Origin of the sequence: Paraglaciecola sp. MB-3u-78, assembly GCF_002835935.1 — a bacterium.
Lineage (GTDB): Bacteria > Pseudomonadota > Gammaproteobacteria > Enterobacterales > Alteromonadaceae > Paraglaciecola.
This window is the reverse complement of the sequence record NZ_PJCF01000001.1, coordinates 48,185-67,011: the sequence shown is the minus strand read 5'-3', so window position 1 is coordinate 67,011 and position 18,827 is coordinate 48,185. Positions and strand designations below refer to the sequence as shown.

13 protein-coding genes are annotated in these 18,827 nt (G+C 43.6%); 9 read left to right on the top strand and 4 right to left on the bottom strand.

The window, feature by feature from the left end:
- Positions 1-46 precede the first annotated feature (46 nt).
- Together CXF95_RS00280 and CXF95_RS00275 are read right to left on the bottom strand one after the other, a co-directional pair.
- Positions 47-1,783 carry a sodium:solute symporter family protein gene (locus tag CXF95_RS00280; RefSeq protein ID WP_101196850.1) on the bottom strand — a complete coding sequence of 579 codons (1,737 nt, stop codon included), beginning with the start codon at positions 1,781-1,783 and terminating at the stop codon, positions 47-49.
- Positions 1,783-2,037 carry a DUF4212 domain-containing protein gene (locus CXF95_RS00275; protein WP_101196849.1) on the bottom strand — a complete coding sequence of 85 codons (255 nt, stop codon included), beginning with the start codon at positions 2,035-2,037 and terminating at the stop codon, positions 1,783-1,785. Before CXF95_RS00275 ends, CXF95_RS00280 begins: the two co-directional genes overlap by 1 nt.
- 319 nt (positions 2,038-2,356) lie before the next feature.
- Between CXF95_RS00275 and CXF95_RS00270 the strand changes: the two genes are divergently transcribed.
- Complete coding sequence (locus CXF95_RS00270) at positions 2,357-4,234, top strand: putative nucleotidyltransferase substrate binding domain-containing protein (RefSeq protein ID WP_101196848.1); 1,878 nt, start codon at positions 2,357-2,359, stop codon at positions 4,232-4,234.
- 10 nt (positions 4,235-4,244) lie between these two features.
- On the top strand, positions 4,245-4,919 hold the full coding sequence (locus CXF95_RS00265; protein ID WP_101196847.1) for an exonuclease domain-containing protein: 675 nt from the start codon (positions 4,245-4,247) through the stop codon (positions 4,917-4,919).
- 15 nt (positions 4,920-4,934) lie between these two features.
- Here CXF95_RS00265 and CXF95_RS00260 read toward each other — a convergent pair whose 3' ends face one another.
- Positions 4,935-5,834, bottom strand: a complete 900-nt coding sequence (locus tag CXF95_RS00260) for a DMT family transporter (protein WP_101197121.1) — start codon at positions 5,832-5,834, stop codon at positions 4,935-4,937.
- A 172-nt stretch (positions 5,835-6,006) separates the two neighbouring features.
- On the opposite strand from CXF95_RS00260, the gene CXF95_RS00255 reads away from it, so the two are divergent.
- On the top strand, positions 6,007-7,911 hold the full coding sequence (locus tag CXF95_RS00255) for a propionyl-CoA synthetase (protein ID WP_101196846.1): 1,905 nt from the start codon (positions 6,007-6,009) through the stop codon (positions 7,909-7,911).
- Between the two features lie 191 nt (positions 7,912-8,102).
- Here CXF95_RS00255 and CXF95_RS00250 read toward each other — a convergent pair whose 3' ends face one another.
- Complete coding sequence (locus CXF95_RS00250; RefSeq protein WP_101197120.1) at positions 8,103-9,833, bottom strand: YdiU family protein; 1,731 nt, start codon at positions 9,831-9,833, stop codon at positions 8,103-8,105.
- A 779-nt stretch (positions 9,834-10,612) separates the two neighbouring features.
- On the opposite strand from CXF95_RS00250, the gene CXF95_RS00245 reads away from it, so the two are divergent.
- The 6 genes from CXF95_RS00245 to CXF95_RS00220 all read left to right on the top strand — a co-directional run bounded on the left by CXF95_RS00245 (position 10,613) and on the right by CXF95_RS00220 (position 18,554).
- Positions 10,613-11,611, top strand: coding sequence for an AraC family transcriptional regulator (locus CXF95_RS00245; RefSeq protein ID WP_101196845.1), 999 nt, complete (start codon positions 10,613-10,615; stop codon positions 11,609-11,611).
- Between the two features lie 202 nt (positions 11,612-11,813).
- Entirely contained in the window at positions 11,814-13,022 is a 1,209-nt protein-coding gene (locus CXF95_RS00240; protein WP_101196844.1) for an acetyl-CoA C-acetyltransferase, read from the top strand.
- A 9-nt stretch (positions 13,023-13,031) separates the two neighbouring features.
- The gene (locus CXF95_RS00235; protein WP_101196843.1) at positions 13,032-15,179 is read left to right on the top strand and encodes a 3-hydroxyacyl-CoA dehydrogenase NAD-binding domain-containing protein; all 2,148 of its coding nucleotides are present in this window, start codon (positions 13,032-13,034) and stop codon (positions 15,177-15,179) included.
- Positions 15,176-16,321 carry an acyl-CoA dehydrogenase family protein gene (locus tag CXF95_RS00230; RefSeq protein ID WP_101196842.1) on the top strand — a complete coding sequence of 382 codons (1,146 nt, stop codon included), beginning with the start codon at positions 15,176-15,178 and terminating at the stop codon, positions 16,319-16,321. Before CXF95_RS00235 ends, CXF95_RS00230 begins: the two co-directional genes overlap by 4 nt.
- A gap of 3 nt (positions 16,322-16,324) precedes the next feature.
- A complete protein-coding gene (locus tag CXF95_RS00225) occupies positions 16,325-17,518 on the top strand; it encodes a CaiB/BaiF CoA-transferase family protein (protein WP_232787548.1) in 1,194 nt (397 codons plus the stop codon).
- 241 nt (positions 17,519-17,759) lie between these two features.
- A complete protein-coding gene (locus CXF95_RS00220) occupies positions 17,760-18,554 on the top strand; it encodes a potassium channel family protein (protein ID WP_232787547.1) in 795 nt (264 codons plus the stop codon).
- Positions 18,555-18,827 lie beyond the last annotated feature (273 nt).

The window sequence follows — 18,827 nt, the reverse complement described above, 5'->3', positions numbered from 1 at the left end:
ATCAAATCATGTTACCAACACGACTCGTCCAGAAAACAATTCATGCCTAGTGATCGCTGATTGCAGCGGTGCCACCAGGGCGACGCATGTTTTCAACCAAATCTTGAACATGTTTAGGCGCTGGTCCTGTGAACTGAAGTACGACAAACGCGACTCCAAAGTTAACTAACGCACCCACTACACCAAATGCATTAGGTGAGATACCAAAGAACCAGTTTTGACCCATACTACCTAAGAAATCTGTACCAGGAATAAACATAATGCCTTTATGTTGGAATACATAAAGCATGGTTACTCCGATACCAGAACACATCCCCGCAATGGCTGCTGTGCCACTCATTTTCTTAGAGAATATACCCATCATTAGTGCCGGGAATATTGATGATGCCGCCAAACCAAAGGCTAACGCCACCGTCCCTGCGGCAAATCCAGGCGGATTTAAACCGAGGTAACCCGAGACTAATATGGCAAGTGTCATAACAATTCGCCCAGTCAGTAACTCATTTTTCTCAGACAAGTTTGGTGTTAATACACCTTTCATTAAGTCATGGGAAATTGATGATGATATAGCGAGTAGTAAACCTGCCGCAGTTGACAGCGCAGCCGCTAATCCACCGGCAGCTACTAATGCAATTACCCAGTTTGGTAAGTTAGCAATAGCAGGGTTCGCTAGCACCATAATATCATTATCAACTTTCACCATTTCATTGGTTGCTTTGTCTGCTGAATATTGAATTTTACCGTCACCATTTTTATCTTCAAATGCTAATAAACCTGTTTTCTCCCAGTCTTTAAACCACTGAGGACGCTCTGAATACTCTAAATGTTGACCGGCAGTTGGTTCAATTGTACTCATCAAATTAAGACGTGCCATTGCGCCAACAGCTGGAGCAACCGTGTATAATAACGAGATGAAAACTAATGCATAACCTGCTGAAGAACGTGCAGCTTGTGCAGAAGGAACCGTAAAGAAGCGCATGATAACGTGGGGTAAACCAGCAGTACCAATCATTAGCGACATGGTATAGGCGAACATATCTAATGAGCCATTCATGTTGCTTGTGGTATATTCTTTAAAGCCCAATTCAGTTACAACTAGGTCCAACTTATCAAGTAAGTAAACACCACTACCATCAGCCAATGTCGAACCTAAACCAAGTTGAGGAATGGGATTGCCGGTTAATTGGAAAGAGATGAAAACGGCAGGAATGGTATAAGCAAAGATCATCACAACGTATTGGGCTATTTGCGTATAAGTAATGCCTTTCATACCACCTAGTACAGCGTAGAACCAAACAACGGCCATTCCGATAGCCAAGCCTAAACCGTAGTCAACTTCTAAGAAGCGAGAAAATGCCACACCCACGCCTTTCATTTGACCGATGATATAGGTTAATGATGCGATGATTAAACAAATAACAGCGACAATGCGAGCCGTTTTAGAGTAATAACGATCAGAAATGAATTCAGGAACCGTGAACTTACCGTGTTTACGCATATAGGGGGCTAGCAACATGGCTAACAATACATAACCACCTGTCCAACCCATTAAGAATACAGAACCACCGTATCCTAAAAAGGCAATTAAACCAGCCATTGAAATAAATGACGCTGCACTCATCCAATCAGCACCAATTGCCATGCCGTTTTGGATAGGAGTTATGCCACCGCCTGCAACATAAAAGTCACTGGTTGAAGCGGCACGAGCCCACCATGCTATAGCGAAATATAGGGTGAAAGTGCCAAAGACCGCGATGTAGGTATATAGTTTTAACTCATCCATTATGATCCATCCTCAGATTCGTATTTTTTATCAAGTTTGTTCATTTTATGGCTATACCAAAAAATCAAACCAACAAAAGTGTAAATTGAACCCTGCTGAGCAAACCAGAACCCGAGCTTATATCCACCGAGACGGAATTCGTTTAGTGGTTCTACTAATAACAAGCCAAAGCCAAATGATACAATAAACCAAATGACTAGACATATTGCTATTAAGCGCAGATTTTCCTGCCAATATGTTGTCTTCTTTTCCACATTATTCTCCTAGCACTGCATGTTACTGTATTTATTACATGCGTCGTTTTTTGTTGTAATAACTCTATTTTCGAGAAAAAGTATGAATATAGACTTGTCGCCAAGTGTTTTCGCAACAAGCTTGAAAACAACTTATAACAATTCATATACAACTTTAACTATCTACAACATTAGCAAGCTTTGATTTTGTCAGATATACCACCTTGGTCTTATATCAGTATTTACCAGTTGACTTAATGGCTACGCCGTCACAAATTAGCTCTATAGAAGTAAAAGGACTCATGAATTTTTTTTGAGAACATTACCAAAAGGTCTTGATATGGATAATGAACTGGCAGAAGTCACTGCTTTTGTAGGAAGCATCCCACCCTTTGATTTATTACCTGACACCTTACTTAGTAAATTAGTAAGAGAAATTAGCATTCGTTATTTAAGGGGGGATGAACACTTAGCACCTGAGGATATTGAACAACCGCAATTGTACATATTGCGCAAAGGCGCCTTGCGTTATTTAGCTGCAGATAAAGAACTGACAGGCAAATATGGTGAAGGTGATATTTGCACTATTTTCTGTCAAAAAAGAAGTGAATTAAATACGGAAATTGCCGTCATTGTCGACGAAGATGCTTTAATTTACAGCCTTGATTATAAAACGCTTAAAACATTGCTAGTAGATTCACCCGAGGTGATTGAGTTTTTAGAGCATTCATCTGAACAACGACTTCATAGCAAAAAAACTAAACTCAATGACGACGCTATTTTATCGTCTTCTATCAGCAATACCTCAGTTGAAGACTTTTATCATCACCCAGTCGCAACAATATCACCTACAGCTTCGATTCAAGACGCCGCCATTAAAATGACCAAGCAGGGTTTCTCTTGCTTAGTAGTTGTTGACGACAACAATTCAAATGAGAAGGTCGCTAACATGGGATTAGGCATAGTAACCGACAAAGATATTAGGCGACGTTGTGTGGCATTAGGTTTACCCACTTCTAATCCAGTCAAGGCGATCATGACTAAGGACATTGCCACCATTGATATCAAGTGCAATGCATATGACGCATTAATTGCCATGACCAGCAAACATATCCATCATTTACCGGTGACCAAATTCGGTAAACTTGCCGGCATGGTAAGCGTGACCGATTTGGTGAATAACGAAGAACATAACGCCATTAACATGACCAGCATTATTCACAAAGCGAGCTCTGTAGCCGAGTTAGTTACCATCAGTAAGTTGTTAAATAAATTACAAGTGAAGCTCACCAAACTTGGTGCAAATGCCGACCATATTGGCAAAAGCATCAGTGCGATTACTATGGCATTTACCATACGCCTAATTGAAATGGCTGAACAAAATTTAGGACCAGCGCCTGTTCCATATGCTTGGTTAGCAGCAGGCTCTCAAGCCAGACAAGAGCAACTTGCACACTCTGACCAAGACAACGCCTTAATTATTTGTGACACCATGCAACCAGAAGATGATAAGTGGTTTCTGGGTCTCGCAACCTTTGTTAGTGACGGTTTAGCCGAATGCGGATTTATTTATTGTCCTGGCGATATCATGGCGACTAACAAAAAATGGCGTCAACCACAGAAGATATGGCAACAATATTTTGATAAATGGGTTGATACACCTAGCCCAAAAGCCTTGCTAAATAGCAGCGTATTTTTTGATTTAAGTACCATTCATGGTGATATTAACTTACTTGAAAAAGTGCGTCAGCGGATGCTAGAAAAAACCAAAGTCAGTACCTTATTTATTGCACATATGTCTTCAAACGCTTTAAGGTCTAGGCCCCCACTCGGTTTTTTCAGAGACTTTGTACTGATTCAAGACGGTAAACACAATGCGACACTAGACTTAAAACATAATGGCATTGCCCCAATTGTTGACTTAGCTCGTATTTACGCGTTAATCGAAGGCGTGTCTGGGGTCAATACAATTGAGCGATTACAGCAATGTTCAGGCACCCCATCATTGACCCAAGCCTCTGCAGAAAATTTGATAGATGCCTATGCATTTTTGACTTCGGTACGCCTGGAACATCAGTGCAAACTCTTACTTAAGAAACAACCCGTCGACAGCTACATAGATCCTAAACAAATTTCAAAGTTAGAAAGAGAGCATTTAAAAGATGCTTTTAAAGTCATTAAATCGATGCAAGATTATCGCCAATCAGCTGTTCTTTAGGGGGATTACTTTGTTACTCAATAGTCTATTTGGTTACGAAGCCCGAAGAAAAAGGCTTTTAAAAAAAGTGCCTCAAGGGGCGCTCCATGATTTTTTATCTGTACCCTTTCCTAGTGAAGAAACATGTTTGTCAGACCTACCTATTTTGTCTGTAGATTTTGAAACCACTGGGTTAAATGCCATCACAGACAAGTTACTTAGCGTTGGATTTGTAAGCATTGATAAACGGCAAATAAAACTAGGCAGTTGTTACCATCAAATTATTAACACTCAACACCGCCTTGATGCAGATAATGTGATTATTCATCACATTACTGACCAACAAAAGTCTCAAGGAGAACCTTTACGAGCTGTCGTCGAAGCGTTATTAAAAGCATTAGCAGGCAAAGTCATGTTGGTGCATTTTGCCCGAATTGAAAAACAATTTTTAAAGCAAGCGTGTTTAGCATTATATGGCGTGTCTCCACCAATTATGATCTTGGATACCCTTGCGATGGCGAAACGTAAACTCGATCAAAGAGATATCGCTTACGACCCGCAAGAATTGAGACTTTCTGCTTTACGGCACAAATATAATTTGCCCAAGCATTTTGCTCACAATGCGCTCAATGATGCTATTGCTACTGCTGAACTGCTTCTAGTACAGCAAAAATCAGCAACAACAAAATTAAAGGATTTATTTTAAACAACCATTTCTATCTCATTGTGGAGCACGTGTTGGCATAGATTTATGGGCTATTCTATTCGTCCATAGCGCTCCCAACATTGCGAGTATAAATCCAGGAATGGCTATTAATTTAGGCACTTCATCTGCAACCAACCAAGCAATCAGCGCTCCAACTCCAGGCACCATAAACATAATCGAAGCTACCTTTGCCATAGAACCTTGGCGAACCATGGTGAACATTAACAGTATGCCTACAATCGAATTACCGAAGACTAAAAAGGAGATAGCTCCCCAAAAAGGCAAGGCGTTTTCAAAAATAAGTCCTTCAAATGCCAATGCAAATGGAATAGAAATCGCCGATGCAAACGCATATTGCACCCACGTAGCAACTATAGGATGTACACCTAACTTGCGCTGTTTTTCAATTACCTGACCAATTGATAAGGCAACAACGGCAGTAAAACCAAGGATTGCACCTAACAAGTACCCTTCGTTACCTTGCATATTAACACCAACAATAAGTGCCGCACCTAGTAATCCTAAGGTCAAGCTAGCCCATATATTCCAAGCCGGTATTTTTCGAGCCAATAACGCGCTAGCTATTATCACTAATACTGGTTGTGAAGCTGCAAACAACGCCATAATACTTGCACTTGCTCCTAGCTTCATGCCGACATAAATACTTCCAAAATGACCTATATGTAAAAACAATCCCGTTCCGATGAGTGCGTAAGACTTTCGAAAGTTAGGAATAGGTAAGCGCCACAAAATAACTAAAGGCGTGAGCGCTAAAAATGCACCTACAAACCGAAATGCGAGTAAATTTAATGGTTGGGTATATACCAATGCTAGTTTTGCCATAGCATAACCCGCGCTCCAAACGAGCAAAAAGATAAGAGGATAGAAGGGTTTTAATGTTGCAAGCAAGGGCATTGTTTCAGTCGATATTAATGGGGTGATGCTACCATGCAAATAAATTTCGTCACATAGGACTGAAGTCTCATATCACCGTTTTCATCTTTGCAGTATTGTTAAGGGAAAGTAGGGACACTATTAGTAGTTTACAAAATCGTTATCTACAATCATTTATAAAGGTACATAGGTCATGTCTTACGCAACAGAATACCAAGCCTCAATTGACTCTCCCGCAGCATTTTGGGGCGACAAAGCCAAACAATTACCTTGGTTTAAAGCGCCTGAAAAAATATTATCTACTGACGACAATGGTATGCAAAGATGGTTTGCTGATGGCGAAATGAATACCTGTTATATGGCCTTAGATCATCATGTCGCACAAGGTCGTGGCGAGCAAATTGCACTCATTTATGATTCACCTATTACCGCAACAAAAAGGCAATTTACCTACAGTGAGTTACTTGAAAAAGTAGCGTGTTTTGCAGGCCTATTGCAAGACAACGGCGTAGTTAAGGGTGACACAATCGTTATCTATATGCCCATGATCAGCGAAGCCGTTATTGCGATGCTGGCGGCGGCTCGTATTGGCGCCGTGCACTCGGTAGTATTTGGGGGATTTTCTGCCCACGAACTTGCTGTACGTATTGATGATGCACAACCCAAACTATTGATAACCGCGTCATGCGGTATCGAGGTTAACCGTATAATTGAATACAAACCTATGATTGATAAGGCTATTGAGCTTGCCGCTTATAAACCTGCTCAAGTTATCTTATTGCAACGTGAGCAGTGCCTTGCGAGCATGCAACACGGTCGCGATATAGATTGGGCTGAAGCCGCAGGTTCAGCACAACCTGCAGATTGTGTTAGCGTCAGCGGAACAGATCCCCTTTATATTCTCTATACCTCTGGAACAACCGGCAAACCTAAAGGTGTTGTTCGTGATAATGGCGGCCATGCCGTTGCCTTAAAATACTCAATGTCGGCAGTCTACAATATGCAACCGGGTGATGTGTTTTGGGCGGCGTCAGATATTGGTTGGGTAGTGGGGCATTCATATATTGTTTATGCGCCACTGTTACATGGGTGCACTACTATAGTGTATGAAGGTAAGCCAGTAAAAACCCCTGATGCCAGCGCATTTTGGCGAGTGATTGAAGAGTATGGAGTCAAAGCTATTTTTGCTGCTCCCACCGCCTTTAGAGCTATTCGCAAAGAAGATCCTGAAGCTAAATTACTGGCTAAGTACGACTTATCCTGCTTAGAAAGTGTGTTTATGGCTGGCGAGCGACTAGACCCACCCACCTATGAATGGACCAAGCAAATAACCGGTAAACCGGTCATCGACCACTGGTGGCAAACAGAAACAGGCTGGGCCATTGCTGCAAATTTAATCGGCATTGAAAGGCTAGCTACAAAACCTGGTTCGGCGACCAAACCGGTGCCTGGTTTTAATATACAAATACTCGATGTAAGTGGACAGCCACTCCCACCGAATACCCAAGGAGCGATTGCGATTAAATTACCTTTGCCTCCCAGTTGTCTTAGCACTATTTGGGGAGATTTTGGACGCTTTGATGCTGGCTACTTAAGGGAATATCCTGGTTATTATTGCTCAGGTGATGGGGGTTACATAGACAAAGACGGGTATTTGTTTGTCATGGGTCGAACCGACGATGTGATTAATGTTGCGGGTCATCGCTTATCAACAGGTGAAATGGAAGAAATTATCGCTGCCCATGACGCCATAGCAGAATGCACTGTTATCGGTGTGTACGATAATATCAAAGGCCAAGTACCCGTAGGGTTAACCCTATTAAAAGATGGTGTGAATATCAGTGAGGCAGACCTGCAAGCTGAGTTGGTCGCTATGGTACGAAAAGAAATAGGTGCTGTTGCCTGTTTGAAGCAAACACTCATCGTTCCACGTTTACCAAAGACCCGATCCGGGAAAATATTGCGTAAATTGTTGCGCCAGATTGCAGAAAATCAAGAGTTTGTTATCCCTTCCACTATAGATGATCCTGCAAGTATCGACGAAATTAAGGCGATTATGCAACACAATGGATTGGTAAAACCAATAGCGCAAGCGTGAAGTGCATTACCTTTATTGATTAGATGGGTTGTATAAATTAGATATAAGTTAACCATTTTCAAATTTTAAAGTGGCTAACTTTACTTAACTACTCAGTTTAATGAGGACTGATTTTTAGGCGTGAAAGTTAGCAATGTAAGCCGCGGGGAGGCCGCATACATTGCTTTTCTTGTTCGGGCTGTTTTCGAAAATTACGATGAACAACTGTAATACGACGTTCCACCCAGTTCAAAAAACTCAAATGGTTTTAGCCTGTAGTATTTATCCTCGATTTCCTGCGACTGCTCGGCGTAGGGCTGTGTCATGACTTCCTGCAGTTCTCGCACTAGAGAATAGTTCCCTGCGGCTGCTTGCTGATAAGCTGGCACAACAAACCACTCTCTCAAAATATATTTTGGATTGACGAGTTTCATCTGCCTAGAGATTTCATCCCGAGAGCGGGGGGTAGCAATATAATCGCTGGCGATGAGGGATTTCCATTTTGTGAGCCATTCTGACCAGCGTTGGTCCATGTCTTCTGAGTCCTTGTAGAAGCTTTTTTTGAGAGGGGCAATGTTCTCAGGCAGCATTGAGAGCTCGCGGAAAAAGATGGTGTAATCCACTGGCGTGTTCGCCATCAAGATTTCGAGTTCACTAAATAACCCCCTGTGAAAGCTCCCAAGTCCAAGTTTGGCAGCCCACATGGTTTCCATTTGAGCTTGCATCACGTTTGAAAAGCCATTTTGGATCTCATCAAGCTGTTGCAGATAGTCCTGATGCAGAGGGTCTTGATGCGCCGCCAACAATGGCCTTAACGCCGTACAAAAACTTTGGAAGTTTTGTTGTGCTGCCATGGGTTGGTTCAAAAACGAGAAGTGTTGTCCACCACCGGTCCATGACTGGAAGTGTGGGTCAAACACATCACAGAAACCGAATGGACCGTAATCAAGTGTGAATCCACCTACTGCGCAGTTGTCGCTGTTGAAATTGCCCTGACAAAAGCCAACGCGGATCCAGTTTGCTACAAGGGACGTAAGGCGGTTGCGGAACTCATGCGCCAGCAACAACACTTTTTCGGCTGCGGTGAGTGTATTATCAATGACATCAGCATACTCGCGATCAATTGCGTGCAACACTATTTTCTCTAGCTCTTGCATCGCCTTTGGGTGTGCATTTTTGCGGGCACGGCGACCGAAAAGCTCGAGTTGACCGACTCGAATAAACGACGGTGCAACGCGGGTCGAGATGGCGACGGCCTCCGATATATACATATCGGGATCCTTTGAGCGCGAACCCTCGGAGTACCATGGCCGATTGACCTTCTCAGTCTTAGATACATACAAACTCAGAGACCGAGATGTTTCCACCCCTAGGGCATGCATATGATCCTGAGCAAGGAACTCGCGGATACTCGACCGTAAGACCGCGCGACCATCAGCACCGCGGCAGTATGGTGTCCGTCCGCCACCTTTGAGCTGCATTTCCCAGCGTTTATCTTTGATCACCGCCTCAAGCACTGAAACTGCGCGACCGTCTCCATATCCATTGCCGGTGTGGAACGGGCACTGCTGAACATATTCGCTGCCGAAGATGGAAAGGGCATAGCCACTCGCCCAACCGATTTTGCGCATCGGCTTTGGAAGCTGCGATATGTCGCCAGAGAACATCCGCACGAAGTCGGATGATGTTGCCATACTGTCAGCGAAGCCAAGTTCATGAAAAAAGCTTTTGCTATGAACTACATACTCGGGGTCTTCGATTGGGGTTGGATTCACCGGGACATAATGGCCAGTGAATACTTGTCGCGGAGCATGGTCGACGCCGTCTGCTTTCGCATCAGGATCGCAATTAAGAGTGTCCATGAGGGAGTAATTTGCCAACTCTGCGAGCTGGTCGAGCGTCACGATTGTTGTGGATGTTTCCTTAGGCAGTTGCTTAGACATTAAAGTACTCAACGCCAAAGGCATTGTCTGTGCAGCATCCCATTGGAAAAACCACACCGCGGCAACGGGTGCTTGCTTGTATGTAAAACATGAAGGTCTTTGCTGTGACCTGATTTCGAATTTTTTCCTGTAGGTTCATTTTCATTTCCATAGTTATTTGATGGATTATTGTGGCTCGGCTTAGGGTGTGAACTTGGCCAGCAGCATTTTTGAATACATGGCAACCCCGATTGCCATTTCACTTTGGCATTATGGGTTCAAAATTGGTTATTATTTTACCATCTGATTTTTAATAAAGACCATGTTAAATCATCATAATAAAAACAACGTTAAAATCGTTGTTTTTATTATATGAGGTCTTTGTCGCTAACATGTCGATGGGAACAACGTTAAGAAAAGTAAGGTGAACATAAATAATGACATTGATCAAATTTCGACAGTCAGGTGTCAAGGTGAAATTTATGGTTTTGTTTTTTAGGATATGGGTAGTGTCCTGAGTTTTTTAATGTGTGAACGCTTTCATTTTCAATACCTTGACCAATGTAGCATTGACGTTTTTAAATTTGTTTAAATCTATGATTAATCAGCTAATTTAACTGACGGATGATTAAGATAACGAGGTTTAGAGTACCGTTTTAGATGTATTAGCTAGCGTTAGTCGAAGGTTTAACTGTCATGACATTACAGAGTAAAGAGCGTTTTATGGTGCTTATTTACATAAAGACACTTAAATCTAATGGGTATAGTTAATTAGTTAATATTAACGTTACAATATATGCATGCCTCATCGAATTCCTAATATCATTGTCAACGCACAACTCAGCGCTATTGCTGACCCCGTTCAGCGTCGTAAACTTCTATATAGTGCCGGCATAGAAGCGCCGTTGCTGAATGATCAAGAAGCCCTTCTTGATGCCACTGAATTTGCTCGTCTGATGAGAACCTGCTACGAACAGCTTGACGATGAGGCTATGGGTTTTACGCATAAGCCGTTGCGCGTTGGTACGTTTCGTATGCTGTGCCATGCGACTATTAATTGCGGGAATGTGCGCCGCGCTATTTTAAGGATTGCTGAATTTTTCCGTCTGCTGAGCGATGAGTTTCATTTTGAATTGCAGGAGCAGGGTGAAGAAGCTGCTTTCGTGATCCATCATCAGGCAAAACAGGGTACCAATAATGATTATTTTGTGGCCATGTTGTTTACCATTTTCTGGCGTTATTTAGCTTGGCTGATGGATGCCCCATTGCTGTTAAACCGATGCTACTTTGCATTTGATGAACATGGGTGGCCACAGCATACCAAGGAGGTGTTTAACTGCCCGGTATTTTTTCAACGCAAACAAAATGCCATTATCTTCCCTGGATCTTATTTAAACCGGGTTATTAAACAAGACCCTCACAGCCTAGGTCAATTCTTGGCGAATGCGCCAGAAAATATTTTGAGTCGTTATGAGCCTCAAACAACTTGGTCTGCAAGGGTTAAGACGCATATTAGTGACCTTGATGATTTTGATAGTACTAGCCTGGAATCAGTGGCAAATACGTTTAATTGTTCAGCACCCACATTAGCTCGGAGGCTGAGGCAGGAAGGTTATCAATTTCTGCAAATCAAGGACAAAGTGCGCAGATCCCGTACGATACAGTTGTTATTAAATACCGATTTGTCTATTAGTCAAATATCCTCACAGCTGGGCTTTTCAGAAGATGCGGTATTTTATCGCACCTTCAAAAAATGGACTGGGCTGACCCCTAAAGCATATCGTGACTCCCACCAATAGTTGACAGCAACGACTTCTCTACCTTCTCTACTCTATCTTTTTTAATGTCCAAAACTTGAGCGCCAATAACCAGATGATTAGAAATGTCATGTTTTGCGATCATAAACATCATGTTTTTTTAGCCGCTGATTACTTACTGTATTACCTACATTAGTAGGTCTAAGGTAACCACCTGTTTACGACCTCAAATAGAGAGAAACTTATGACGACTGAAGCGTTCATCTTTGATGCTGTCCGCACACCACGGGGCAGAGGCAAAACATCTGGATCCCTTTACGAAGTGAAACCTGTCACTTTATTAAGTCAAATGCTTATATCTTTGCAGCAACGCAATAAATTTGAGACCCACTCAGTGGACGACATAGTTATTGGGTGTGTCACACCAATTGGCGATCAGGGCGCTGATATTGCTAAAACGGCGGCAATGGTTGCTGGTTGGGATGATGATGTAGCGGGTGTGACGCTCAATCGGTTTTGTGCCTCCGGTCTTGAAGCGGTCAATATGGCTGCCATGAAGGTGCGTTCTGGCTGGGAGCATCTGGTTGTGGCTGGCGGCGTCGAGTCTATGTCCAGAGTACCCATGGGCAGTGATGGTGGTGCCTGGGCAATGGATCCTGAAACTAACATCAATACTGGTTTCATGCCGCAAGGAATTGGTGCCGATTTGATTGCTACCTTAGACGGTTTTAGTCGTGAAGAGGTTGATAATTTTGCGATGAACTCTCATCTCAAGGCGGCAAATGCTTGGCAGCGTAAAGCGTTTTCACGTTCCATTGTGGCGGTCAAAGACAGAAATAAGCTGATCATTCTTGAGCATGACGAAACCGTCCGCGCTGACAGCAATATGGCCACGCTGGGGAAACTAAAACCGTCTTTTTTACAACCTGGACAGCTTGGTTTTGATGCGGTAGCCAAACATAAATACCCATCGGTGGAGCGCATTAATCATGTACACACGCCCGGTAATTCTTCATGTATTGTCGATGGTGCTGCGGCACTGTTAATTGGTAGCCAACACATGGCTAATCGATATCATTTAAAACCCCGCGCGCGCATTGTGTCTACAGCGTTAGTCGGTACAGACCCAACAATCATGTTAACCGGACCCGCTCCTGCTGCCCGCAAAGCTCTTAAACTGGCCGGCCTTAGTGTTGCCGATATTGATTTTTTTGAGGTAAATGAAGCGTTTGCATCGGTGGTGATGCGTTTTCAAAAAGAGATGCAAGTTGACCCAGACAAAATCAACGTAAATGGTGGCGCAATCGCAATGGGGCATCCCTTAGGCGCTACTGGAGCAATGATACTCGGTACGTTGTTAGATGAACTTGAGGTGCGAAATAAGCGCTACGGTTTAGCGACGCTCTGTGTGGGTGGTGGCATGGGTATTGCCACTATTATTGAACGTGTATAGGAGGTCAACATGCAGGTAATTAAGTATCAAAAAGATCAACAAGGTATCGTACATCTAATATTTGACCGGCCAGATAGCTCAGCCAATTTGATGGATGAACATTTCGCTGAAGATTTTTCCAATAAAATCGCTGAATTGCAGAATGATGACTATGTAGGCGTTGTATTGCGTTCAGAAAAATCGACGTTTTTCTCTGGTGGTGATCTCACTATGCTCGCAAAGGTAAATGAAGATAGTGCGAGTCAGGTTTTCCAGATGTTACAAAAAATCAAAGCAGCGATGCGTGAACTGGAAACGAGTGGAAAACCAGTTGTCGCCTGTATAAACGGGGCAGCTTTGGGAGGTGGTTGGGAATTGGCGCTAGCTTGTCATCACCGGATTACAATCGATCACAAAAGCCTCAGAATGGGGATGCCAGAAGTGACTTTGGGGCTATTACCCGGCGGCGGCGGTGTGACTCGCATGGTGCGGTTACTAGGATTACAAGGTGCGTTACCGTACCTAACTGAAGGTAAACAATTTAATGCTCAAGCAGGTTTAAAAGCGGGTTTGATTGATGAGTTAGCGCAGTCGCAACAACACATGCTGGATATGGCACAACAATGGATACTTGCTCATCCCAAGGTCCTGCAACCGTGGGATGAAAAACACTATAAGCTGCCTGGCGGAGCGGTTAATCATCCTAAAGTGGCACAAATGCTGGCCATTTTACCGGCCATGCTCAGAGCTAAAACCAAGGGTGTATTGCCAGCGCCAGAGAAAATAGTGGCGGCGATGGTTGAAGGTGCACAAGTCGATTTTGATACGGCTACACGGATTGAGTCTCGCTATTTCGTTGAATTGACCTGTGGCCAAGTTGCAAAAAACATGATCAACACCTTTTGGTTCCAGCATAATTTGCTCAAAGCAGGCAACAGTCGTCCAGCCAATATTGATAAACAGAAGGTGCGTAAAGTCGCCGTGTTAGGTGCTGGTATGATGGGAGCTGGTATTGCTTATACATGCGCAATCAATGGCATTCCAGTGGTCCTCAAAGATGTTGACAGCGAACGTGCTGAGCAAGGCAAAGACTATTCTCGCAAATTGTTAGATAAACAACTTAGCAGTGGGCGCAAAACACAGCAACAGATTGAACAAATATTGAGTCTGATTACTGCTACTGGCAATGCCAACGATTTGGCCGCCTGTGACTTTGTTATTGAAGCAGTATTTGAAGACCGAGATCTTAAAGCACGTGTCACCCAAGAAGCGGAGGCGGTGTTAGCTGAGACCGCATTATTTGCCAGTAATACATCCACTTTACCTATCACTGGACTCGCAAAAGCGTCCTGTCGACCGAATAATTTTGCCGGTTTACATTTCTTTTCACCAGTAGATAAAATGCCATTGGTAGAGATTATTTGTGGTCAACAAACCTCGGATGAAAGCTTGGCTAGATGTTTCGATTTTGTGCAACAGATAGGTAAAACCCCTATTGTTGTTAATGACAGTCGCGGATTTTTTACCTCACGTGTATTTGATAGGTTTGTAAGTGAGGGCATGGCAATGCTGGGCGAAGGCATACCCGCTGCTAGTATCGAGAATGCCGCGTTTTTGGCGGGTTTTCCAGTAGGGCCCTTGGCAGTCACTGATGAAGTTTCGTTAACCCTTATCGATAAAGTTAAACGTCAGACCATTGCGGACTTAGAAACCGAGGGTAAAGATTATCTTGGTCATCCTTCGGATATGGTTGTTGATCGTATGTTAGAGCTAGAGCGGCCAGGGAAGTCTGGGGCAGCCGGATTTTATGATTACCCGCCACAAGGTGCAAAACATCTTTGGACGGGGCTGAGTCAGTTTAGCCATGAAGATGCGGCAATACCCTTGGCTGATATCAAAGAACGACTGTTATTCATCATGGCGATTGAAACGGTGCGCTGTCTAGAAGAAAATGTGCTTACATCCACCGTTGACGCCAACATTGGCTCAATTTTTGGTATCGGTTACCCGCCATGGACAGGAGGTTGTATTCAATATATCAATCAATATGGGCAACATGGGCAACATGGGATAGTGTCGTTTATTCGCAGGGCACAGCAGTTTTGTGACACCTATGGCGAACGTTTTGCGCCTCCACAATTACTCATTGATAAAGCTCAATTAGGAGAAAACTTATGATTTCTCGTCAGGTCTTCGATACCGAGCATGAACAGTTTCGGGACATGGTCAGAAAATTCCTGAAAACCGAAGCTATGCCTTTTCATGAACAATGGGAAGAGCAAGGGCAAGTCAGTCGTGAAGTGTGGTCAAAGGCCGGTCAACAAGGCATGTTGTGTCCTACTATACCCGAGCAATATGGGGGCGTGGGAGCCGATTTTCGTTACAACGCTATTGTCACTGAAGAAGTCGCTCGATTTGGCTTAACCGGGATTGGCTGGAGTTTACATTCTGATATTGCGGTGCCTTATTTAGAAAAATACGGTACCGAGCAGCAAAAAAAGGCATACCTACCGCGCTGCATTAGTGGCGAAATTATTACTGCCATCGCGATGACCGAGCCCGGTACAGGTTCAGATCTACAAGCGGTCAAAACCCATGCGGTATTAGACGGCGATGATTATGTCATCAATGGATCTAAGACGTTTATTACCAATGGGCAACTCGCTGATTTGGTGATTGTAGTCGCTAAAACCGATCCGTCTGCTGGTGCTAAAGGTACCAGCCTTTTTCTTGTGGAAGCGGGTACTCCCGGATTTGAGAAGGGTAAAAAACTCAAAAAAATTGGTATGAAAGCACAAGACACCTCGGAGATGTTTTTTGACGGCGTGAGAGTACCTCGAGAGAGTTTACTAGGCCAAGAAGGCATGGGATTTAGGTATCTTATGCAGGAATTAGCGCAAGAACGTTTGTCAGTAGCGCTGGGTGCGGTTGCTAATGCAGAGGGTATTTTACAGCATACGATTGACTACGTGAAAGACAGAAAAGCCTTTGGTAGCAGTATTGCGAGTTTTCAAAATACTCAGTTTAAACTTGCTGAAGTTGACGCTGAATTAACCATGCTCAGGGTATTTATCGATAAATGCCTTGAACTGCATATTGCTGGGCAACTGGATGCAGCTACTGCGGCTAAAGCTAAATTACTTTCGACTGAAATTCAATGCCGCTCAATAGATGAGTGCCTACAACTTTTCGGTGGCTACGGTTACATGTGGGAATACCCCGTTGCACGGGCGTATGCCGATGCTAGGGTTCAGAAAATCTATGCAGGCACCAGCGAAATTATGAAACTTATTATTGCCCGTGCCCTGATGGAGCAATAAATAATGGGACCGTTGTCACAATTAAAAGTGTTGGATTTCAGCACACTATTGCCAGGCCCTTATGCCACTATGATTTTAGCGGATATGGGGGCTGATGTAATACACGTAGAGTCACCCACACGAGCGGATTTACTGCGGGTTACCCCGCCAATGTATGATGCGCGTTCGTATGCGCATCTTACCATTAATCGAAATAAACGTTCGCTAGCGCTAAATTTAAAATCTGCACCGGCCCGTGAAATTATTCATCAATTGCTACAAAGTCATGATGTGGTAATTGAGCAGTTTCGCCCTGGGGTGATGGCTAGGTTGGGCCTCGACTTCGAGTCGCTAAAAGCCATTAATCCCCAGCTTATTTATTGCTCTATTACGGGTTATGGACAGACCGGCCCCTACAAGGATAAAGCGGGACACGACATTAATTATTTGGCGTTATCTGGTCTGGCAAGTTACAGCGGTAAAGCCAGTACTGGCCCCGTCTTGAGCGGCACACAAGTGGCCGATTTAGCTGGTGGATCCCATCATGCAGTCATGGCGATTTTAGCTGCTGTGATAAAACGTCAGCAAGATGGCCAGGGGAGCTATATTGATATCAGTATGCTGGATTGTGCATTCGCGATGAACGGTATGTCTGGTGCCGCTGCTTTGGCAACAGGTGAGGATCCTCAATTGGGTGCAGAAATTCTTAACGGCGGCATTTTTTACGATTATTATGCAACGTCCGATGGACAGCATTTATCCGTTGGTGGACTGGAGCCGAAATTTGCTCAGAGCTTTTTTACCTTGCTCGGATTTCCACAATGGCTGCCACGATGTGTCGCACCCGCTGGTAAACAAGACTCCTTGAAACAAGACTTAGCAGCGTTATTTGCCAGTCATCCCATGCAACATTGGCTTGATCTGTTCGATGCCACAGATGTCTGTGTTGAACCGGTGTTATCTGTTCAGGAGGCAGCCCAACATCCTCAACTCAAAGAACGCAATATGGTCAATCAGGCTATTACAGAGGATGGGCGGGTTATCCCACAAATTCGTTCACCATTGTGTGCAGCCAATAATGTTCCTGAACCCAAAGTGGGCAGGCTGCTGGGACAGGACAGCATCGATATTTTGAAACTGGCTGGTGTTGCCGATAGCCAAATAAACACATTATTGGCTGCGGGTGATGTTGTGCAACCCGATGACTCTTTTACTTGAGCTGTATTTTCGATAGATAACGAATTAGAACAAGGTGAAATTTTCTCAATGGCGCTAAATTTTCTGTTCACTTTGGGAAAGGCCAAGGGCTGACGCTCTCACCAAACTATCCGAGACAATGCCTTTAATAAGCTCATAATTTAGTCTTAAATGAGCACTGACTTGATCTTCAAGAGGTTGATCTGTTGCAGCCCAAGTAGCGCCTGTTGCTCATTGCTTAGATAAGGGATAGTGTTTACTCTTGTTCTCCCCGACTCTTAATATATTCCAATCCATGCATCAACAAATTGACGATTTATACAACGGTAGTAATAAAGTTTCGATTAGATTTCGTTGGGGTTTATTGGGATTTGACGCTTTAACTATTCTGTATTTTATTTTTTCGTCGTTTTTTCACTATATGCATGAACTACGTTGGCTAGAGATTAGCATTGGCATTATATATTTAGTGGAGTTTGTGGCGCGTTCTTTCATTAGCAAACGGCGTATTCGCGATATCTTGCATCCTGTTGGTTTGGCAGATTTAATCGTTATTGTGTCGTTATTAGCGCCTACATTGGCTGCGAATTTTAGTTTCCTGCGTATTGCACGTGCGTTACGTTTATTACGTTCTTATCATATGATTAAAGCTTTACGTCGGCAATTTAGCTTGGTGCGGGCTAACGAAGAAATCATCTTTAGTGTGGTGAATTTACTGGTTTTTATCTTTGTTATCACGGCTGTTGTATTGGTTAGTCAGGAAGGAAAAAATTCGGGTATAGCCAATTACGTCGATGCCTTATATTTTACTATTACCACTTTGACTACCACGGGTTTTGGAGATATCACTCTATTAGGCACAGACGGGCGGATATTAGCGGTTTTGATCATGATTTTTGGGATTTCGTTATTCTTGCGTTTAATCCAAACTATTTTTCGCCCTTCAAAAGTTAAATATGCCTGTCCAAAATGTGGTCTAAATCGTCATGATAGTGATGCGGTGCATTGCAAACATTGTGGAGACATAGTGCGTATCACGACTGAGGGCCGCTCTTAGTATATACCCATACCACCTCAAAATGACGGATTCAGCGGGAGTTTAAAGCGATTTAGACTAGGCGTCTATTTGCAGGCTTAGCAATCTAAGTCAAAAATGGCCAACAACGGTTAAATCGCTTTAAAACCCGCCCGAAGGGAACGGCTGGGGCACTCCACTTCTTCGTTGCGCCAATTCAGAAGGTGACCGACATTCAGTCATTGACGCGCCTTGAATTGAAGCGCCCCAGTCGTTCTGAAACGCGCATTTTGAGGTGGCATGGGTATAGACCCT